At 59.2% G+C, this 20,495-nt stretch carries 20 protein-coding genes and 2 pseudogenes; 20 read left to right on the top strand and 2 right to left on the bottom strand.

All coding sequences use genetic code 11. The features are described from left to right. Positions 1-2: 2 nt before the first annotated feature. The 18 genes and pseudogenes from AC3WLX_RS30250 (at position 3) to AC3WLX_RS30165 (ending at position 14,438) form a co-directional block, all read left to right on the top strand. Positions 3-452 carry a TraB/GumN family protein gene (locus AC3WLX_RS30250; protein ID WP_061028000.1) on the top strand — a complete coding sequence of 150 codons (450 nt, stop codon included), beginning with the start codon at positions 3-5 and terminating at the stop codon, positions 450-452. Positions 453-627: 175 nt separating this feature from the next. Beyond that, complete coding sequence (locus AC3WLX_RS30245) at positions 628-1,281, top strand: hypothetical protein (protein ID WP_082770588.1); 654 nt, start codon at positions 628-630, stop codon at positions 1,279-1,281. Beyond that, entirely contained in the window at positions 1,184-2,704 is a 1,521-nt protein-coding gene (locus tag AC3WLX_RS30240; protein WP_245325477.1) for an MFS transporter, read from the top strand. Before AC3WLX_RS30245 ends, AC3WLX_RS30240 begins: the two co-directional genes overlap by 98 nt. 424 nt (positions 2,705-3,128) lie before the next feature. After that, the gene (trbB, locus tag AC3WLX_RS30235) at positions 3,129-4,049 is read left to right on the top strand and encodes a P-type conjugative transfer ATPase TrbB (RefSeq protein WP_492338697.1); all 921 of its coding nucleotides are present in this window, start codon (positions 3,129-3,131) and stop codon (positions 4,047-4,049) included. Continuing rightward, complete coding sequence (locus AC3WLX_RS30230; RefSeq protein WP_061027996.1) at positions 4,046-4,372, top strand: TrbC/VirB2 family type IV secretion system protein; 327 nt, start codon at positions 4,046-4,048, stop codon at positions 4,370-4,372. The genes trbB and AC3WLX_RS30230 overlap by 4 nt, the downstream gene beginning before the upstream one ends. Next, entirely contained in the window at positions 4,372-4,635 is a 264-nt protein-coding gene (locus AC3WLX_RS30225; protein WP_061027995.1) for a VirB3 family type IV secretion system protein, read from the top strand. Before AC3WLX_RS30230 ends, AC3WLX_RS30225 begins: the two co-directional genes overlap by 1 nt. A gap of 8 nt (positions 4,636-4,643) precedes the next feature. After that, the gene (gene trbE, locus AC3WLX_RS30220; protein ID WP_061027994.1) at positions 4,644-7,085 is read left to right on the top strand and encodes a conjugal transfer protein TrbE; all 2,442 of its coding nucleotides are present in this window, start codon (positions 4,644-4,646) and stop codon (positions 7,083-7,085) included. Then, complete coding sequence (trbJ, locus tag AC3WLX_RS30215; RefSeq protein ID WP_061027993.1) at positions 7,082-7,816, top strand: P-type conjugative transfer protein TrbJ; 735 nt, start codon at positions 7,082-7,084, stop codon at positions 7,814-7,816. Before trbE ends, trbJ begins: the two co-directional genes overlap by 4 nt. Continuing rightward, positions 7,816-8,193 (top strand): putative entry exclusion protein TrbK-alt, encoded by a 378-nt coding sequence (trbK-alt, locus tag AC3WLX_RS30210; protein ID WP_082770586.1) that lies wholly within the window; start codon positions 7,816-7,818, stop codon positions 8,191-8,193. The genes trbJ and trbK-alt overlap by 1 nt, the downstream gene beginning before the upstream one ends. Continuing rightward, positions 8,194-8,467 (top strand): annotated as a pseudogene (locus AC3WLX_RS30205) (type IV secretion system protein); the annotation flags it as partial. Positions 8,468-8,512: 45 nt separating this feature from the next. Beyond that, positions 8,513-9,748: an IS701 family transposase gene (locus AC3WLX_RS30200; RefSeq protein WP_061027991.1), complete on the top strand. Its 1,236-nt coding sequence runs from the start codon at positions 8,513-8,515 to the stop codon at positions 9,746-9,748. Beyond that, positions 9,672-10,847 carry a P-type conjugative transfer protein TrbL gene (gene trbL, locus AC3WLX_RS30195; protein ID WP_245325476.1) on the top strand — a complete coding sequence of 392 codons (1,176 nt, stop codon included), beginning with the start codon at positions 9,672-9,674 and terminating at the stop codon, positions 10,845-10,847. Before AC3WLX_RS30200 ends, trbL begins: the two co-directional genes overlap by 77 nt. An 80-nt stretch (positions 10,848-10,927) precedes the next feature. Next, positions 10,928-11,611, top strand: coding sequence for a conjugal transfer protein TrbF (trbF, locus tag AC3WLX_RS30190; protein WP_061027990.1), 684 nt, complete (start codon positions 10,928-10,930; stop codon positions 11,609-11,611). 14 nt (positions 11,612-11,625) lie between these two features. After that, positions 11,626-12,582: a P-type conjugative transfer protein TrbG gene (gene trbG, locus AC3WLX_RS30185; RefSeq protein ID WP_156457302.1), complete on the top strand. Its 957-nt coding sequence runs from the start codon at positions 11,626-11,628 to the stop codon at positions 12,580-12,582. Next, positions 12,579-13,763, top strand: coding sequence for a TraB/TrbI/VirB10 family type IV secretion system protein (locus AC3WLX_RS30180; RefSeq protein WP_061027989.1), 1,185 nt, complete (start codon positions 12,579-12,581; stop codon positions 13,761-13,763). Before trbG ends, AC3WLX_RS30180 begins: the two co-directional genes overlap by 4 nt. Before the next feature lie 4 nt (positions 13,764-13,767). Next, positions 13,768-14,007 carry a DUF2274 domain-containing protein gene (locus tag AC3WLX_RS30175; RefSeq protein WP_061027988.1) on the top strand — a complete coding sequence of 80 codons (240 nt, stop codon included), beginning with the start codon at positions 13,768-13,770 and terminating at the stop codon, positions 14,005-14,007. A 3-nt stretch (positions 14,008-14,010) separates the two neighbouring features. Then, positions 14,011-14,324 (top strand): annotated as a pseudogene (locus AC3WLX_RS30170) (TrbI/VirB10 family protein); the annotation flags it as partial. Continuing rightward, positions 14,313-14,438 (top strand): DUF2274 domain-containing protein, encoded by a 126-nt coding sequence (locus AC3WLX_RS30165; RefSeq protein ID WP_422867776.1) that lies wholly within the window; start codon positions 14,313-14,315, stop codon positions 14,436-14,438. The pseudogene AC3WLX_RS30170 and the gene AC3WLX_RS30165, both read left to right, overlap by 12 nt. Here AC3WLX_RS30165 and AC3WLX_RS30160 read toward each other — a convergent pair. Then, complete coding sequence (locus AC3WLX_RS30160) at positions 14,435-15,385, bottom strand: LysR family transcriptional regulator (protein WP_061027987.1); 951 nt, start codon at positions 15,383-15,385, stop codon at positions 14,435-14,437. The genes AC3WLX_RS30165 and AC3WLX_RS30160 overlap by 4 nt on opposite strands. Positions 15,386-16,061: 676 nt before the next feature. Between AC3WLX_RS30160 and AC3WLX_RS30155 the strand changes: the two genes are divergently transcribed. Next, a complete protein-coding gene (locus AC3WLX_RS30155; protein ID WP_061027986.1) occupies positions 16,062-17,378 on the top strand; it encodes a DUF3422 family protein in 1,317 nt (438 codons plus the stop codon). 67 nt (positions 17,379-17,445) lie between these two features. Here the strand turns inward: AC3WLX_RS30155 and nikR are convergent, their stop codons facing one another. Continuing rightward, positions 17,446-17,898 (bottom strand): nickel-responsive transcriptional regulator NikR, encoded by a 453-nt coding sequence (nikR, locus tag AC3WLX_RS30150; RefSeq protein ID WP_061027985.1) that lies wholly within the window; start codon positions 17,896-17,898, stop codon positions 17,446-17,448. 315 nt (positions 17,899-18,213) lie between these two features. Here nikR and AC3WLX_RS30145 point away from each other — a divergent pair, with 315 nt between their 5' ends. Continuing rightward, on the top strand, positions 18,214-20,481 hold the full coding sequence (locus AC3WLX_RS30145; protein ID WP_082770583.1) for a TonB-dependent receptor: 2,268 nt from the start codon (positions 18,214-18,216) through the stop codon (positions 20,479-20,481). The last annotated feature ends 14 nt before the right edge of the window (positions 20,482-20,495 follow it).

Genomic DNA, 20,495 nt, shown 5'->3' with positions numbered 1-20,495 from the left:
ACATGAAAAAGACCCAACTCAGCATCTACCTTGATCCTGAAACGTATGCCAGCCTTGAGGCCTTCGCAAAGCGTCAGGGCAAGCCCAAATCGCTGATTGCGGAAGCTGCGATCGCGTCGTTTCTTTCTCCCGACGACGCCGACCGCCGAGAAGCCGCCATCGCGAAGCGGCTAGACCGGATCGTGCGATTGCTTGAACGGCTTGAGCGCAACGATACAGTCTCACTCGAGACGACCGCGCTGTTCATCCGCTTTTGGCTAACGTCGACGCCGGCGCTGCCGGAGCATTCAAGCGCTGCGGCGCGCGCGAAAGGCGCTGAACGCTACGATCGTTTTGTCGAAGCGCTCGGGCGGCGGCTATCCAGCGGATCGACCATGCTCAAGGAAGTGAGCGCCGATTCCCAGGATCTCGAAATCGCGCTCCGAAGCAAAGGCGACGCCGAGGGGAATTGATCGACCCGCCAATCCCTTCTTTCGCTACGCCAGAGTACGATCGAGGTCGTCGAAGGTTGCGACCTCCATGTTGCTGCTCTTCTGTACTCTCCATCGGAATCAATCACCCCATGGCAAACCTTTGCGATCGTCGTCGCGGTGCCGATCGGTGCGCCTGAGCACGGAGAAGAGCGAAATGCAGTTCGACGGTGAAGTCGATCTAGAAGCAGCGGGCCGAGCCGCGGGGCCCGCGCCATCGCTTCGCAAACGCATTTCCTCGGGAACGCGCAAAGTGACTATCCGGCTCAGCGAGAATATTCATTCGCAACTCGAAGCTGCGACCGAACGTCCAGGCGTGGGCAAAAGCATGGTCGTGGAGGCGGCGCTAGCGCAGTTCATGAACCCGCAGCCATCCGTCGAAAATGCAGCGCAGAAAAGCTTTGAAGCTATCCATGCCCGATTTGATTCTCTGGAGCGCGATTTGCGAACAATCGCAGAGACGGTCGCGCTGCATGCGCGATATCACCTCGCAGTGATGCCACCTCTGCCTCAACAGCAACAGCATGAAGCCTGCCAGCTCGGTGATGAGCGCTTCAAGGTCTTGGCAGAGCAAGTCGATCGGCGTGTCCGGCAAAGCCGTCCGCTTTTGCAGGAGACGATCGATCGTCTCAACGCCACGCCCAACCAACCTGAATCCATAGTCGGCCGGCAAGGACAGCGCGGTCCCGAGCCGGCGCAGATTCGCCGGGACATTGGTTCGAACGCAGATATCGGCCACGAAATGCCCGCTGCCGCCGGGGAGGGCGGCAGCAATCCCAACTTTCGACACCTGCCGAACTCGTTTTGCTGACCGACTTGAACTTGCTGAGGTAAAAGACCCGTACGCCAAACGACCGGCGAATGGGCCGCCGCATACAGTTGAACAGCAGGATCGCGGCGACCGCCACCCCAAAGGTTGGCGCCTGGTCCTTGCCGTCTTCCTGCCATTTGCCGCTGGCTACTATCTCTCTTTCCTCTTCCGAACAATCAATGCCGCAATCTCTCCGACCCTGGCTTCCGAATTTGGGCTAGATGCCGCGAAGATCGGGCTGTTGGCATCGGTGTACTTCCTCGTCTTCGCAGGCGCCCAAATACCCATTGGCGTTCTTCTCGACCGCTTTGGCCCGAGACGCGTCCAAGGCGTGTTGCTGGTTATGGCCGCTGGCGGGACCTCTCTGTTTGGTACCGCGACGGGGTTTTCGGAATTGCTTGCTGGCCGTGCCTTGATAGGACTTGGTGTTGCAGCCTCATTGATGGCAGGGCTCAAGGCGATTGTGATCTGGTTTCCAAAGGAACGTATTGCGCTCGTCAACGGCTGCATGATCATGCTGGGGTCGCTTGGCGCAGTCACCGCAACGGCACCAACTGATTGGATGCTGGAGTGGGTCGGTTGGCGCAGCCTCTTCGAATTGCTGACGTTGGCAACGGTGACATTCGCCGGCGTGGTTTATTTCACGGTGCCGGAAAAAGCTGCTGCCTCTGCAGGCTCCACCACCTTCCGTCGGCAGCTTACGGTATGGTCTGTCTTTGCTGATGCTCGGTTCCTAAGACTTGCTCCGCTTTCTGCTGCCTGTATCGGCTCATCTTGGGCTCTTCAGTCGCTATGGGCTGCGCCTTGGCTTACGGATGTCGAAGGGTTGGATCGGCCAAGTCTCATAAAGCAGCTGCTTATCATGGCCCTTGGGCTGAGTTTCGGAGCTTTGGTGCTGGGTGTAATAGCCGATCGACTGCGCAAACGCGGCGTAACGGCCGACGTACTGGTGGCAGTCCTGGGAGGGCTATTCATTGCGGCTGAATTTGCACTTGTACTCCGCGTACCGCTGCCATCACTGCTGCCCTGGTGTATCGTGTCAGTTACCGGAGCGGCAACGGTCCTCAGCTATGCGATGATCGCGGAGTACTTTCCGCAGGAACTTGCCGCGCGTGCGAACGGCGCCTTGAACCTTGTGCATTTCGGTTGGGCGTTCGCGATCCAATATGGGGTGGGGCTCGTCGTCGGACAATGGTTGCCTCAGGACGGTCACTATCCGGTTGTGGCGTACCAAGTGGCGTTTGGTCTCAGTGCGGCCTTTCAAGCTGTCGCATTACTCTGGTTCGCCGGGCCTTGGATCCGAAATTTGAGCATGAATCTGTACGCTTGGTTTGCGCGTCCGCGTACAGATCGCGAAATAGCATTTGTTGCGATTCCGATCCAGGGCGCGATGTTCGATACTCACGAGGCGACAGAATGGTGATCAAGTAGCGAACAGTAATCTCTAACTCCTTCGGCGCATTTGCGCCATTTTCACCTTTCGCAGGCTTCGGCGGAAAAGTGGTCCGAGTGAGAATAGATCGCTGTCGTGCCTCTGACGCCCCCCAAAAGAGCGTCGGCATCATTCACACGGGACGATTCTCAGGAAGTATCATCCACCCATTTGAAGCACCTCTGGGTTGATGCTTGCCTCAGTCTTCTGCGAGGAACAGGAATCCGCGACAAACGACTCATCCCGACATTTCCTTTTCTGCGCCAGGCTACGACCGCCCTACGTCAGTTGTTGCGTTGAGCCGGGCTCTGGCATTTCTAGTCAACCCACTGAGAGCGCTTGAGGCGACCTCAGTTGGGGGGCAGCGGTGGCAATCCATTCCTATCAGTCCGAGGCGATCTCTCGCGGGGCGCGAATGCTGCGCACTGCGCTTGTCCCCGCTATCGCGCGTTTCCTCGAAGATGAGTCGGTTGTCGAGGTGATGCTCAACCCCGACGGCCGGTTGTGGATTGACCGGCTGTCGAGTGGTCTGATGGATACGGGTGAAACCCTGTCCGCTTCCGACGGCGAGCGCATCGTACGGCTGGTCGCCCATCATGTGGGTGCCGAAGTCCATGCCGGCGCGCCCCGAGTGTCGGCCGAACTGCCAGAGACCGGCGAACGCTTCGAAGGTCTATTGCCTCCGGTCGTCGCTGCTCCGGCATTTGCAATCCGCAAGCCGGCCGTTGCTGTGTTCACCCTCGACGACTATGTCGCGGCGGGAATCATGACGCCGAAGCAGGCTGTAGAACTGCGACAAGCTGTTAGCTCACGCAAGAACATCCTGGTCGCCGGCGGAACGTCAACCGGAAAAACCACCCTCACAAACGCCTTGCTCGCGGAAATCGCGAAAACGTCGGATCGCGTCGTCCTTATCGAAGACACCAGAGAACTCCAGTGCAAGGCGCCGAATGTTGTGGCCCTGCGAACACGGGATGGCGTGGTCTCGCTTTCGGATCTTGTCCGCTCATCTCTTCGTCTCCGTCCCGATCGCATCCCGATCGGCGAGGTGCGCGGGGCAGAGGCTCTCGACCTGCTTAAGGCTTGGGGCACGGGCCATCCCGGAGGAATCGGTACCATCCACGCAGGCAGCGCGCTCGGAGCTTTACGTCGGCTCGAGCAACTCATTCAGGAGGCCGTCATCACGGTGCCGCGCGCTCTGATCGCCGAGACCGTGAACGTCATAGCCGTTCTCAATGGTCGTGGCGCCGATCGCCGTCTTTCCGAACTTGCTCACGTCACCGGGCTCGGGACGTCGGGTGACTACAGCCTTTCAGCATTAGGAGACCAACCATGAACCACCGATTACCTCTCGGCCGCAGTGCCGTTTCGAGCGCGACATTTGCGATATTCTGCCTGCTTTCTGGGCCGGCCTGGTCCGCGGGCTCGAATATGCCATGGGAGCAGCCGCTCAACCAGATCCTGCAGTCGGTCGAGGGGCCGGTCGCCAAGATCGTCGCCGTTATCATCATCATCGTGACCGGGCTATCGCTGGCATTCGGTGACACATCGGGCGGTTTTCGTCGGCTCATACAGATCGTATTCGGTTTGTCGATCGCGTTTGCCGCATCCAGCTTCTTTCTGTCGTTCTTCTCGTTTGGCGGCGGAGTGGTGATCTGATGGATGAGCAGATCACAGGATTTGTCGCCCCCGTGCACCGAGCGTTGACCGAACCGATTCTCATGGGCGGCGCGCCGCGAGCCGTTGCCATCATAAACGGCACATTGGCCGCGGCACTCGGCCTCGGTCTACGCCTTTGGCTCGCCGGTCTTCTCCTCTGGTTCATCGGTCATATGGCGGCTGTCTGGGCCGCCAAGCGCGATCCAGAGTTCGTCGAGGTCGCGCGCCGACACGTACGTATTCCCGGTCACTTGTCTATGTGAGTTCTCCCATGATGAATCTTGCCGAGTATCGCTCCTCGAATGCGCGCTTAGCCGACTTTCTGCCCTGGGCCGCCCTGGTCGACGAGGGCATTATCCTCAACAAGGACGGCTCGTTTCAGCGGACCGCAAAATTTCGAGGACCTGATCTCGACAGCGCTGTACCTGCCGAGCTTGTTGCTGTCGCAGCACGTTTGAACAACGCCTTGCGTCGCCTTGGGTCCGGTTGGGCGCTCTTTGTCGAGGCCCAACGCCATGCCGCAGGGCCCTATCCTCCGAATACGTTCCCGGATGTAGCATCCGCCCTGGTCGACGCCGAGCGCAGGGCACAGTTCGAGGAAGCCGGCGCCCACTACGAATCAAGCTACTTCCTGACCTTGGTCTACCTGCCTCCCGCGGAAGGAGCCGCCCTAGCGGAACGGTTTCTCTACGAGGGAGGCAACCAGACCATTGGTGCGGACGCGCGAGAGCTTTTGGCCGGATTTGTCGATCGCTGCAACCGCGTCCTGCAACTCATCGAAACCTTTATGCCGGAATGTGCCTGGCTCGATGATCAGGAGACGTTGACCTACCTGCACTCAACGATCTCGACTAAACGCCAACGCGTCCGGGTACCTGAGATACCTATGTATCTCGATGCACTGCTTGCCGATCAGCCATTGACCGGCGGCCTGGAGCCGATGTTGGGCACGGCCCACCTGCGTGTGCTGACGGTCGTCGGATTTCCAACGGCGACAGTGCCTGGAATTCTGGATGACCTGAACCGTCTGGCATTCCCATATCGCTGGTCGACGCGAGCGCTCATGCTCGACCGGACCGACGCCGTGAAGCTTGTAACGAGGATCCGGCGTCAGTGGTTCGCCAAGCGCAAGTCAGTCGCCGCGATCCTGAAGGAAGTGATGACCAACGAGGCGTCGGCGCTTCTGGATACCGACGCCCATAACAAGGCCCTCGATGCCGATGCTGCTCTGCAGGAACTTGGCACCGATCAAATTGGAGAAGCTTTTGTAACCGCAACGTTCACGGTCTGGGACGGTGATCCCCGCGCGGCGGATGAAAAACTACGGTTGGTCGAAAAGGTCATCCAAGGGCGCGATTTCACCTGCATGATTGAAACCGTGAATGCGGTCGAGGCGTGGCTCGGCAGCCTGCCAGGACACGTCTACGCCAACGTCAGACAGCCGCCGATCTCGACTCTCAACCTCGCGCACATGATTCCCTTGTCGGCGGTATGGGCTGGTGAAGTGAGGGATCATCATTTCAAAGCGCCCCCTCTATTCTTTGCCAAAACGGAGGGAGCGACGCCATTCCGCTTCTCGCTTCATATCGGCGATGTCGGACATACCCTGATCGTGGGACCGACCGGCGCCGGCAAATCCGTGCTCCTGGCGCTAATGGCCCTGCAGTTCCGCCGCTACCCGGAGGCACAGGTTTTCGCCTTTGATTTCGGTCGGTCCATGCGAGCGGCTGCGTTGGCCATGGAGGGCGACTGGCATGACCTCGGCGGTGCGATCGCGGGCGAATCTGCCGATTTCGTTTCGCTGCAACCTCTTGCAGAAATCGATGACATTTCCGAACGGGGCTGGGCGGCAGAATGGGTCGCCTCGATTCTATCCCGCGAAAAGATCGACGTTACCCCCGAGACCAAGGAGCATGTCTGGACCGCGCTGACTTCGCTGGCATCGGCACCGGTCGAGGAGCGGACCCTCACCGGCCTTTCTGTGCTGCTCCAATCAAACGTCTTGAAGCGGGCGCTACAACCCTATTGCCTCGGTGGTCCATATGAGCGACTGCTCGATGCCGAAAATGAGCGCCTCGGCACCTCATCGATTCAAGTCTTTGAAACAGACGGATTGATCGGAACCGCGGTCGCTCCGGCCGTCCTGTCTTATCTCTTCCACCGGATCGAAGCCCGCTTCGATGGCCGGCCAACGCTGCTCATCATTGACGAGGGCTGGCTCGCTCTCGATGATGCAGACTTTGCCGGCAAACTCCGCGAATGGCTGAAGACGCTGCGTAAGAAGAATGCGTCTGTCGTGTTTGCGACTCAATCGCTTGCCGATATCGATGGCTCGGCGATCGCGCCGGCCATCATCGAAAGTTGCCCAACCCGGATCTTGCTGCCCAACGATCGCGCCATTGAGCCGCAGATCATGGCGATCTATCGGCGGTTTGGGCTCAACGACCGTCAGATCGAAATCCTGGCCAGGGCGATCCCTAAACGAGACTATTATTGCCAGTCGCGCCGGGGCAACCGCCTGTTCGAGCTCGGTCTTGGCGAGGTTGCTCTCGCTTTCACGGCGGCTTCCTCGAAGGCCGACCAGGCCTTGATCGACCGAGTTCTGACCGAGCACGGACAATTAGGTTTTGTGACTGGTCTGCTCAAGGCCCGGGAACTCGCCTGGGCGTGTGACCTCATCCCGCAACTGGCAAAGCAGGAGGTCCTCCCGTGAGGCGTCTTACAGTATTTGTCGCAGCTAGTCTGATTGCTCTCACCGCGGCCCAGACACCTCGAGCCGCGGTCGCGCAATCGATTGTGTTTGATCCCAACAACTATGCTCAGAACGTTCTGACGGCGGCGCGTGCGCTACAGCAGATCAATAACCAGATCACATCGCTGCAAAATCAAGCGTTAATGTTGATCAATCAGGCGAAGAATCTTGCGAGCCTGCCGTATTCATCGCTGCAGCAGTTGGAGCAATCGTTCCAGCGTACGCAGCAATTGCTCACCCAGGCTCAGCGTATTGCGTACGACATCCAGCAGATCGACCGCGCATTCTCGACCACGTACGCGCCGGCGGCATCGAACGTCTCGGACCAGGCACTGATCGCCAATGCACAATCACGCTGGCAGAACTCGGTCGCCGGCTTCCAGGACACCATGCGAGTGCAGGCTACCGTCGTCGGTAACCTCGACAGCAATCGTGTCCAGATGTCCGCGCTCGTCAATGCGAGCCAGGGCGCGACGGGCGCACTGCAAGCGAGCCAGGCGGGTAATCAGCTTCTCGGGCTTCAGGCACAGCAACTTGCCGATCTCACGGCAACGGTCGCCGCCCAGGGACGTGCTCAGAGCTTGGACTTGGCTCAGCGAACGGCCGCTCAAGATCAGGGCAGGGAACAACTCCGGCGCTTCCTGACGCAGAGCCAAGGCTATCAACCCTCGACAGTGCAGATGTTCCACTAATGCGCGAAGTCAACGCATTCAAGGCGCTGTCTCTGTGCACGACAATCTGTGTCGGGATATTGGCCGTTGCCGCCTGCACGATCCACCTACGCGGCGATGAAGATCACCCCGAGTCCGCCACATCGGTCGTTCGGGATTCCAATCCCGTGGCGGCAGAACTCGAGCGATGCCGCACGATCAGCTACGAGCAAAAAGAAAGACTCGCCGAGTGCCGTAAGCTGTGGGCCGACAAACGTCGCCAATTCTTGGGGTTCGACAGAGGGTCACCAAGCAATCCCGAGCAGTCCGATTCAGGGACCCGGCCGCCTGCGTCCGCAAAGGATCAGAGTCGGATGCCGTCAGGTTTGTTCCCGGCACCATTGGAAAGCGAGCGATAGATGGGCGGTACAGGCATCATCGACCAGTTTCTGGAGACCTTTACCCGCTATATCGACTCCGGGTTCGGCCTGGTTGGAGGGGACGTTGGTTATCTTGCGACCACGCTCGCGGCTATCGACATCACGCTCGCAGGCCTTTTCTGGGCTTGGGGCACCGATGAGGACATTATCGCGCGGCTGGTCAAAAAAACCCTGTTTGTCGGAGTCTTCGCCTTCCTGATCGGCAACTGGAATAACCTTGCCCGTGTCGTGTTCGAGAGCTTTACCAGCCTAGCATTACAGTTGCCCTTTATGGAAATTTCTGAATCCATGGGCAACCATGATTCGAAGATCGTGGACGCAGGCTGCGTCGATTGAAGAGACGCTTGCGTTATGGGCGGTGTCGCTTCGTGAGATCAAGAAGCGGATACGTCCGTTGTTCAATCAAGATCGCGTTGCGAGGAACGCGGGTTTGTTCCTGGAAGGTCTGCTGGGCGCAGAGCAACGCAAGACCGGGTGGATGCGGGCGGAGGCGGCTGGCGATCCCGGCCCTTGGCGGCAACAGGCAATCCTGGGGCGCAGGGATTGGGATGCGGATGGCTTGCGGGATATTGTTCGCGACTATGTCATCGAGCATTTGGCGGACGACGACGCGGTCCTCGTCATCGACGAGACCGGTTTTCTCAAGCAGGGCAAGGCGTCATGCGGCGTGGCGCGGCAATACACCGGTTCGGCAGGCAAGATCACGAACTGCCAGATCGGCGTCTTCGCCAGCTACGTTTCGCGCCACGGTCATGCGTTCATCGATCGCGCGCTGTATCTTCCGAAGCAATGGACCGACGATCCCGATCGTCTGGAAGCCACATACGTGCCTGCCGACACAGGTTTTGCGACCAAACCGAAGCTTGCGACGAGAATGATCGCACGCGCGATAGCAGCGTCCGTCCCATTCAAGTGGGTTGCCGGCGATACGGTCTACGGTGTTGGCGACATCGAACAGCAACTACGCCAGGCAGGAAAAGGCTATGTCCTCGGAGTCAACAGCGCTCACGTATTCAATTCCTGGGGCAAGCGGCGATCAATCTCTGGCACCGCCGCGGACATCGCCGCGACGCGGCGCTCGTCCGACTGGAAACGACTGTCGGCAGGGGACGGAACCAAAGGACCGCGGCTGCATGATTGGTGCTATCGCGAACTGGCCGATCTCGATGCCGGGCAGTTCAACAGCGCCAATGACGGTTTGTGGACACGCGGCCTGCTGATCCGTCGCCGCATCGCCGATGGCGATCTTGCCTTCTTCACGACCTGGTGCCCGGCAGGGACAACCATCGAAACGCTGGTCGCAGTCGAAGGCCATCGCTGGGCGATCGAGGACAGCTTTGAGACCGCCAAAAACGAGTTCGGGCTCGACCACAATGAGAGCCGGTCCTGGCATGGCTGGCATCGCCACGTTTCCATGGCCATGCTCGCCTTCGCCATGATGGCGGTGATCCGCCATCATGCCAATCCGCCGCAGCCCAAAAAAACACAACGCCGGACCACGGCAAAAGCAAAGCCAGTGCCGCCCCGTCGTTGATCCGATGGTCAATCCAGGAAATTCGGCGCATCGCCATCAGGCTCGCGCGAAAGCGGATCAAGCCCGCCCACATCATCGCATGGTCACTCTGGCGCAGAGCTCATCAGGCGATCGCTCGGCGCGCCCACCTCAAAACAAAACGGCAACTGTAATGCTAGGGCTCAAGGCCTCGGGAACGGGTCTGTCGTCAGCCGACTTCCTGAGGCCCGGGAGGATCGCTCAGGTCGGCCTCGATGCTGGTCGGCCGATCCTCGACTCCATTTCCGGGCTGATGGGCTACGTCAGCTTTTTCGAAAATTTCGTTCAGATCGTGGTGCTGCTGTTTGCCTGGATCGTGGTGCTGCTCGCATTCTTCATCGTCGCCATACAGCTCTTCATCACCCTGATCGAGTTCAAGCTGACGACGCTGGCAGGCTTCGTTCTGATCCCTTTCGGTCTGTTCGGAAAGACCACCTTCGCCGCTGAACGGGTTCTCGGGAACGTCATCTCGTCGGGCATCAAGGTCTTGGTGCTCGCGATCATCGTAGGCATCGGATCGACCCTGTTCTCCCAGTTCACGTCTGGGTTCGGTGGCAATCAGCCCACCATCGAAAATGCGATGGCGCTGGTGCTGGCGGCCCTCTCTATGTTGGGCCTTGGCATCTTTGGCCCCGGTATTGCCAATGGCATTGTGTCCGGCGGACCACAGCTTGGCGCTGGTGCTGCGGTCGGTACGGCGATGGCGGCAGGTGGCGTGGTTGCTGCCGGCGCCGCTCTCGCGGCAGGCGGGGCCGGCCTCGCCGCCGGCGCAGTCGGGGGAGCGGCTCGGGGAGGGAGTGCTTTGGCTGGCGGCGCCGCGTCCGCAATCCGATCGGGCGGGCTATCCGGTGAGGCGAGCGCCTCCAGCGCGGCCAGTCCCTTGCGAGGGGCCGCGGCTCAATCTGGAAAGGAAAGCGGTGCCTCGGGCGATGCCGGCAATGCCGATGCGCCTGCCTGGGTACGTCGCATGAAGCGCGCACAAACGATCAGTCATGGGGTCTCAACGGCCACACAAGCGGTTCGCTCGGGCGATCACGGCGGAGGCGGCGCCTCCGTCGATCTCTCAAATCCTGATCATTGAAATCGAGGTTTTGAAGCTGCCGCCCGAAACGCATCACCGGCCCGCCGGCAATCACTCTTCTTTCTTTCAAGAGGTCAAGCATGTTCAAACGATCGGCTGTTCATTATGGCCGCACACCAGAGCCGACTACTCCTTATCAAAGAGCCGCTCAGGTCTGGGACGATCGGATCGGCTCTGCCCGCGTCCAGGCCAAGAACTGGCGCTTGATGGCCTTTGCGTGTCTGGCGCTTGCCGCAGGATTCGCCGCTGCTCTCGCCTGGGAGTCGTCGCAAGGGACGATTACTCCATGGGTGGTTGAGGTTGATCGTCTTGGGGAAGCTAGGGCGGTCGAGCCGGCGAGTTCAACCTATCAGGCGTCCGATTCTCAGATCGCCTTCTACCTCGCTCGCTTTATCGAGCACGTTCGCGGCCTTCCCATGGACGCCATCGTCCTGCGCGAAGATTGGCTCCGCGCCTACGATTTTACAACGAATCGGGGCGCCGCTGCGCTGAACGATTTCGCGCGTAACAACGATCCGTTCGCGAAGCTTGGCAAAACCCAGGTCGCGGTTGAAGTGTCCAGCGTCATCAGAGCATCACCCGACAGCTTTCGCCTGGCCTGGACGGAACGTCGCTACGAGAACGGCCAGCTTGCCGCGACCGATCGCTGGAGCGCGATCCTCGCCGTCGTCATCCAACCGCCGCGCGATGTCGACCGACTGCGGAAAAATCCACTCGGCATCTACGTCAACGCCATCAATTGGTCAAAGGAGCTTGGACAGTGATACTGACAGCCCTCATGTCACCGCCAAAGAAAACTGGAAAGAGGCTCTCAGCTCTTCTGATCTGCGCCTATACTCTCTCGGGCTGCACAACATTCAAGCCGCCGCAAATCAGTTATGACGACGAAATCCCGGCGCCTCCCGATCAGCCGCAGTTGGCGGACGATCGTCCGCGATCACTTCACGTGCCGCCCGCCTGGACACCCGCGCGCGGCGGCAAGGAAAAGGAAGCCAGGGAGCCGATTGAGCGGATTGACAGCGCCAATGATGCGGCTCGCGTTCAGCCCAGGAAGGCAGGCTACTTCAACGCCGTTCAGGTATTTCCATATAGCTCCGGCGCGCTTTATCAAGTTTATGCCGCACCAGGACAGATTACCGATATTGCGTTGGAGCCGGGAGAGCAGTTGATCGGCTCGGGACCTGTTGCTGCCGGCGACACAGTGCGTTGGGTCGTCGGCGATACCGAGAGTGGGAGCGGGGACACACGGCGGGTCCATATCATGGTCAAGCCGACCCGGGCGGCCATCGAAACCAACCTAATTCTCAACACAGATCGGCGGACCTATCTGATCGAACTCCGCTCCCGTGAAAAGCCATACATGCCTTCAGTCTCCTGGTTCTATCCTGAGGATCGAGCTGCGCGCGATCGTGCTCTCTCGCTGAAGCCGTTTATTCCGGGTCCTGCCCAGCGGCGCTATCGCTATCGCTTCGAAGGAGACAACCCGCCCTGGCGCCCTGTCAATGCCTATGACGATGGACGCAAAGTCTACATCGAATTGTCGCCTGGTATTGGCCAAGGCGAGATGCCGCCGCTGTTCGTCATCAACTCGGACGGCAAAACGGCGCTCGTCAATTACCGAGCGTTCGGAAATGCACTCATCGTCGATCGGCTATTTGCAGCCGCCGAACTGCGGCTAGGCGGTGAAGATCAACAAAAGGTGCGCATCATCCGAACAGATGGGAGGCCTCAATGACTGATGCTGAGGGCAAGGTCGCAAGCCGCACCAATGATAAGCCGCAGCCCGAGGTGGAGGTTGAGAACTCCTTCCGGCTTCGGCCCGATCGTGCTCGGGTTTCGCGCCTCTCGCGCAAAGCTCTGGTCGGAGGCACGGCTGTGGCGCTTACCTTCATCTCTGGTGCTATCTTCTGGGCCCTGCAAACCGGTCAAAGGCGTGCGCCTGCCTCGGATGATTCCTACTCGACCGATCACCACAACGTAGCAGATCAACTCTCCAGCCTGCCAAAAGACTACGCCGGAATGCCCCGGGAAGCTCCGCGACTCGGACCGCCGCTGCCGGGTGATCTCGGCCGTCCGATTGTCGCTGCACAAAACCAATCCGGTCCGCTCGCAGTTGATTCAGAACAGCAACGAGTGAACCAAGAGTCGGAGGCGGCTCGTACTAGCAAAGTATTCGCCGCCACGAATATTCGGCCATCGGGCGCGAACTCTACGTCCAATGAAGCATCAGCAAACGCAGCGTCGTCGTCGGACGAGGTTTTCTCTCAGAACGGTCAGGATCGGAAGCTCGCATTCGTCAACGCGCCTGTCGATCGCCGAACCACCAGTCCCGATCGCTTGGCGAGGCCGGCGTCCCCCTTCGTGGTCCAAGCCGGCACAATCATTCCGGGCGCTCTCATCACCGGGATCCGCTCAGATATGCCGGGCCAAATCACCGCGCAGGTTACAGAAAATGTTTATGACACGCCGACCGGGCGAGCGCGGTTGATCCCACAAGGCGCCCGATTGATCGGGATCTACGACAGCCAAGTCGCCTTCGGGCAGTCACGCGTCCTCCTGGTTTGGACCCGGCTCTTAATGCCAAATGGTCGCTCTATTGTGCTCGAACGCCAACCCGGAGCCGATGCTGGTGGTTACGCTGGCCTTCAGGATGAGGTCGACAATCACTGGCTCGAACTGTTCAAAGGCGCGGCGCTCTCGACTTTGTTGAGCGTTGGCACCGAACTCGGTTCTAGCGGTAACGACAGCAATATTATTCAGGCGCTGCGTCGTGGGGCAGGAGACTCCCTAAATCAAACGGGACAACAGGTGGTTCGGCGAAATCTCAATATCCAGCCTACCCTCGCTATTCGGGCGGGTTTCCCAGTCCGTGTGATCGTGAACCGCGATTTGGTGCTTGAGCCGTATAAAGGATAGGGAGATGGCAAAACTTAAACTCGGCTCGATCGTAGACGACAAACCAGTAAAGTTAGCGGTAGAACTTCCGGCGGCCGTGCACCGTGACCTGCTCGCTTACGCCGATGCCCTTGGAAGAGAAACCGGACGGTCGATTGCTGACCCGGGCAAACTGATCGCGCCCATGCTCGCGCGATTTATGGCGACCGATCGCGCGTTTGCAAAGACCCGCCGAGCGACCCAGCAACTGGCGGGTACCGGATAGCGCACGCTCGGCAGCGTGAGAAAACTGCTGGTTTGGACTCGCCTGGTTATGCCGAACGGTCGTTTCATCGTGTTGGAGCGTCAGCCTGGCGCTGATGCAGCCGGTTATGCGGGTCTCGAGGATGAGGTCGACAATCACTGGGACGCTTTGTTCAGAGCGGCACTTCTCTCCACGTTGCTCCGCGTTGGATGTGCAATGGGTGCGGGCTCGGATACGGCAACAACGGCGATATTATCCAGGCGCTTCGCCGCGGCCCCAGCGAGAGCTCGCCCGCCGTGCATCGCGATCTGAGTGCCTATGCCACCGTGCCAGCTCGTGAAAGCGAGCAGCCAATCGCCGATCCCTCCAAACTCATCGCACCGATGCTGGTGCGGCTCATGGCCGTTGACCGCGCCTTCGGAAAAGCTCGGCGCATGAATCAAACGGCTTAGGACGGTGAAGGATAGCGCTCTCCGAGAAATCTAAGAAAACTCGCCAGCGCCGGGTTGTCGTTATCTGACCTCCAATGAGCAGAATAGCCGATTCGGCTCGCTCCGGCGCCATCGCGTAGGTCCCGATAAATCAGTCCCGAAAAGCTTGCGCCAATGTCAGATTCAGTCACTAGGCTGATGCCGAACCCCACACTCACGAGGCTCTTAATGATCGCACGGCTGACGTCATGGCGTTCGATTTTAGGGCGGTCCTCAGGGGAGACGAGCTTCGACATCAGAAGGTCCTCAAGTTCTCGGCCCGGATCGTATTGACTCAGCAGAACGATCTTACTCCGAAGGTCGGTCCAATAAATTGTGTCTCGGTCTGCCAGGGAATGATTTTCCGGCAATGCGACCAAGACACGTTCGCTCCATAGCGGCAAGACGTTGTTACTTTCGAGAGCCGCCTCGCCGGTGACGATCGCAATATCCAATGCGCCATGCCGCAACGAGGTGACGAGTTGCATCCGTGATCTCTCGACTGTTCCAAGTTCGACCTGCGGAAACCGCTGTTTGAAATCCAGTAGGGTCGCGCGCAGGTTCCCGGCCGAGAGTGATGTATAGAAACCGATCGTGAGTCGCCCTGCCTCGCCACGCCCGCTGGTTTGTGTGGCCGCGATCAATGCGTCCAGTTGTCCCAGGATCGATCGGGCCTCTCGAAGAAAAGTACGACCGGTTTCAGTGGCTCGAACGCCACCGCTTGACCGGTCGAAGACCACAATACCAATTGAGCCTTCGAGCTGGCGAATACAGCGACTCAAGGTTGATTGCCGGAGCAGCAACGCATCCGCCGCTCGCCGAAAACTGCCGTGATCTGCGGCCGCTACGGCATATCGGAGATGTTGGAGACCGACGGTCGATGCTCGCGCAACAAAGGGTGTGCTTGGTAGTCTCGAGTCATTGTCCATGCTCTACCATCACCTCTGCCTTCGAAGGGAAGTGCACAACGTTTGAGTTAGCTCTCAGTTGTCTTCTACCCTTGCCGATTGACGCCGCCAAGTATTGATGATGGGTACGGCAAAACGCTTCGGCATGGATTACTAACCCTCGCTGGAGAAAGATGGCCAGGTCTGACGGCGCCGACGTGTAAAGGATCTTTGCAGGGCGCTCGCATAGCCGCCGCCAATCAGATGTAAATTATCTTTGCTGTGAAGAGCGTAAGCGAAAGTCGGGATTGGATTGCGGCGCTCGTTCTCTTCGCGTAACTGCCTGATGGTTCAGCCAGATAGGTTGTCAATACATCTGCGTGGCCCGCTCTCGAACATACCTGACGGAGGCTGCGTTAGTCGTAAAGCGAATACGTTTACCCAAACAGCTAACAGCCCTTGTGACCGCATTCAAATGTGCCGCTCTTGCTGAACAGGTCGCTCCGTTGTGAATACCTTGAATTCGGTTAGAGATAATTCGTATAACGTCGCCTATGACGCTAGTCTCTAGTGGGCGAAAATTCTGCAGTTCGACCTTTGAAGGCTGGCACATGCGCCTGCGCTACCAACGGTGGCCGAACGCTAGCAGCGGGAAACGGTAACGCTTGATGAATTGTTTTATGCGATGGCATTCGAAATCGTATAGCGGAACGCCGTTGTGAGTGACGTTGTCTCTATTGGCGATAACAATGCCGTCGGCTTAACGACCCATCCGTTGCGCGCGGCGGTTTTAAGTGAGTTGCACGCTCGGCCGTTCACATCGATTTCTGTTCCGAGCCGAATCCTTCACTTTGCGTTCGATACCTCGGGCGGACGTGCGCAGACAGATAGAGCGAATTTTGTTGAATTTTGCGTAGTGCACGGCATCGCCGCACCGTCGCCAGAAGAAAAATACCATCGCGTGTCGTTCGGAGAGCTTCGCTTGCGCTGGGAGCAGCATTCCGAATTCACGACCTATAGCTGGGAAATCTCGTCTGAAGCCGATACGAGACCATTCGAGCCGAGTGCTGCATCGCTTGCATCGCCGATGGCGCTTGTTCCTCAGCCCGGCCCCTTGTTGGTGGCGGTCAATCTGCACCTTCTGTCCGAAAATGCCGAACGCACTATCCCGCAGCAATTGTTTCAGCGTACAAGCCTTGCAGTTGCCGAGAATTCTGACGGTAAGGCTGTTTATGCCACGGATTTTCAAACTGAAACTTCGGGCTTCGTGCGTATCCTTATCATCGACCGCGGGATGAGTCCGGAGCGCGCGGGAGCGCTCGTTCAGCGCGTCATCGAGATTGAAACCTATCGCACACTTGCCTTTCTTGGTTTGCCGGAAGCTCGACGGCTCGCGCCTTCGATCAGTATGATCGAACGGCGGCTCGCCGAGGTGACCGATGAGATGCGCAATGCAAATGATCTTTCCAGTAATCGCCATTTGCTGAACGAATTGACTGAACTCGCTGCGGAAGTTGAAGCAGGTGCTGCGGCGAGCGTGTTTCGTTTTGGTGCCAGCCGGGCCTATGAGGAAATCGTCCAACAGCGGCTAGTAACGATCGGCGAGCGGAAGCTCGGTGAATTCCCGACATGGTCCTCGTTCCTGGCGCGCCGAATGGCGCCGGCCATGCGTACATGCGTCACGCTGGAGGCGCGGCAGGCCAATCTCTCGGCCAAGCTATCGCGTGCCGCCAATCTTCTGCGAACCCGCGTCGATGTTGAACTTGAGCAGCAGAATCAGGAATTACTGCAATCGATGAACGCCCGCACCCGCCTGCAGTTGCGCTTGCAGACCACGGTCGAGGGGTTGTCGGTCGCTGCGATCACATATTATGTCGTGGGACTATTCGGATATCTCGCCAAGGCTGCACACGACACCGGAAAGCTTCCGGTCGAGCCGAATCTTGTCATCGCCACCTTTGTGCCGATTGCGGCGTTGACGATCTGGTCCGTGGTGCGGCGTATCCGCCGGAAGCATATAGGCGGCGAGGGATGATCGCGCGACGGGAGCCGGAAGTTTTCCCGTCGTCGCGCGAACACCGAGGCATAGGGTTGGCCGGACATCAGCGGTGCCGATGGTTACTTGCTTTGCGAGTTGAGGCGGTCTTCTTGCCATCCTCGGTCGGTATCATCACCAGCCGGCCGTAACGCACACCGCGCTCGGCGATGATGTGTTCGGCGAAATGCTGAACTTCTGAGCCAATACCCTTCAAGGCAGTTACCTCCATGCAGTTGTCGTCGTCGAGGTGAACGTGAAGTGTCGCCATCGAGAGATCGTGGTGCCCGTGGTAATTCTCCACCAGGCGGCGCGACAGATCGCGCGCGGCATGGTCGTAGACGTAGACCAATGCGGCGACGCATTCTCCGGAGTTTCCCATCTTTTGCGCGGCCTGCTGCATGCCGGCGCGGGTGAAATCGCGGATCGCCTCGGAACGGTTCTGATAGCCGTGTTCGGCGATCATGCGATCAAGGTCGTCCATCAGGTCGTCGTCGAGAGTGATCGTGATGCGCTGCAATTCGATTCTCCTGCCGGTTGCAAAGAGTATGCTGAAGTATTGACAATATCATACTCGCTATGTCAGCGTGCGGTTCGTGTCGGGCCAGAACACGGGCCTGACATCGAGGATTCATACATCAAGTCGGCCATTGTCACGCAAATAAGACGCCGATCCTTGTGTGTTTCTCGTTACGGGAGGCTACGATTGGGGACGGCTATGCGGGCATCTTCGAGCGGGTTCACTTCGGTTGGGGAGCCGATCCGTTCATCGCGCCGGTCGCCGACGGCGCTTCAAGTGATCCATCGGTGTGCATGCGGGTGCGGCGCAGTGTTGATGGCTTGTCTGGCTGACGTCGTATCGAGCGCATCGGCACAGAACGCCAGACCCACTGAGCTTCCTGCCATTGAGGTCAACGCACCTCGGTGGCGCCAGGACACCAATCTTAAACGAAAGAACGACGCCGCTAAACGCGGGCAATCAAAGCGTAACCCGATCCAAAGCCCGGTCGCCGCTGTCTCCAACGCCGTTCCTGTCGCGAACGGCCTGGGGGCTGCGGCGCCGCCGATCACATCGTCGAGCGCAAAAAATGTCAGCGGCGAGGAGGTCAATGCGCGGCCGTTTTCTCGGCCTGTCGAAGCGCTTGAAGTCGTGCCCGGCCTGATCGTCACGCAGCACAGCGGCGACGGCAAGGCCAACCAGTATTTCCTGCGCGGCTTCAACCTCGATCATGGCACCGATCTGGCGATTTCGATCGACGGCATGCCCGTCAACATGCGTACACACGCGCACGGGCAGGGCTATGCCGACCTCAACTTTCTGATTCCGGAATTGATCCGCTCGGTCGATATCCGGAAAGGCCCTTATTTCGCCGACGAAGGCGATTTCTCTTCAGTCGGCTCGGTTCACATCAACCTACTCGACAGCATCAGGACCATGGCGTCGATGACCATTGGCAGCTTCGGCTATCGCCGGGGTCTTGGCGTCACCTCCGCCAAAGTGGGTGAGGGCACCCTGCTGGTCGCGGGTGAGGTCAACACCTACAACGGCCCGTGGGACAATCCGGACAATCTGCGCAAGCTGAACGGCGTGATGCGCTACAGCCAGGGCACTTTCGAGGACGGCTTCTCGCTGACCGGCATGGCCTATGCGAACAAGTGGAATTCCACCGACCAGATACCATCGCGCGCGGTGGCATCCGGGCAGATCGGCCTCTATGGCGCGTTCGATCCCAGCGACGGCGGCAATTCCGACCGCTTCTCGCTGTCGGGGCGCTGGGCGCAAACCGACGCCGGGGGGGCATCGAAAGCTAATTTCTACGTCATTAAGAGTTCGCTCAATCTCTGGAACAACTTCACGTATTTTCTCGCCGATCCCGTCAACGGCGATCAATTTCATCAGCACGATGACCGCATCCTGGGCGGCATCAACGCGTCGCACACCTTCAAGAACCAGTTTGCCGGCCTGCCGATGGAAACTGAATTCGGCGTGCAGAGCCGCTACGACGATATCAGGCTGGACCTGAATAACACCGTGCAGCGCCAATTCCTGTCGCCGATTCGCAGCGATGCGGTGCGCGAGGGCAGCGTCGGCGTGTTTGTGCAGAACACGCTGCACTGGACCGACTGGCTGCGAACCAATGTCGGCTGGCGCGGCGACTTCTACCAGACCTCGGTCAATTCCTATTTCGCCCCGGCCAATTCCGGCAATGCCAGTGCGGCGATCGGCAGCCCAAAATTCGGTGTCGTGCTGGGCCCATTCGCCAAGACCGAATTCTTCGTCAACGCCGGCGAGGGATTTCACAGCAACGACGCCCGCGGAGTGACGATCACGGAATCGCCCACCGATGGTTCTGCGTTGCAGGCCTCGCCGTTTCTGGTCAAGACCCGTGGCGCGGAAGTCGGCCTGCGCACCAAGGCCATCCCAGGCCTGACCAGCGCGGTCAGCCTGTTCATGCTCGACTCGGCATCTGAAATCCTGTTTTCCGGCGACGCCGGCGACACTGAGGCCAGCCGGCCGAGCCGCCGCTATGGGATCGAATGGACCAACGATTTTCGGCCGGTGTCGTGGCTCAGCCTGGAGGGGGACATTGCCATGACGCATGCGCGCTTCCGGGGCGACGATCCGGATCAAGCCGCCCTGTATGCATCGCTGGCCGGCTTCCCCGCGGCGCAGATTGGCAACGCGCCCGGCAACTACATTCCCGGCGCTCCCAGCATGATCGCTTCTGCGGGTATCACGCTCGGCGAGAAAACCGGGTGGTTTTCCGGCCTACGCTATCGTTATTTCGGACCACGACCTCTTACGGAGGACCGAGCCTTTGTATCTCCGGCAACCGGGCTCCTTAACGGAAGGCTGGGCTACCGCTTCGAGAACGGATGGCGCGTGCAACTCGACGGTTTCAATTTGCTCAATAGCCGATCCGACCAGATCACTTATGCCTATGGTTCGCTGATCAAATCGGATTCGTTATTTGCAATGTGCTTTCCTGCCGCGGGGGCGCCGACGGCGCCGGCTGTGGTTTGCCAGACCGGGGTGATGGACCGCGTGCTGCATCCGGTCGAACCGCTGGCGATTCGCCTGACGCTCGCCGGACAATTCTGAGGGCGTTATGCTGC

Source organism: Bradyrhizobium sp. FW305-F6 (assembly GCF_058782905.1).
Note: the sequence above shows the minus strand (reverse complement) of the source record. Positions and strands in the feature narration are given on the sequence as shown.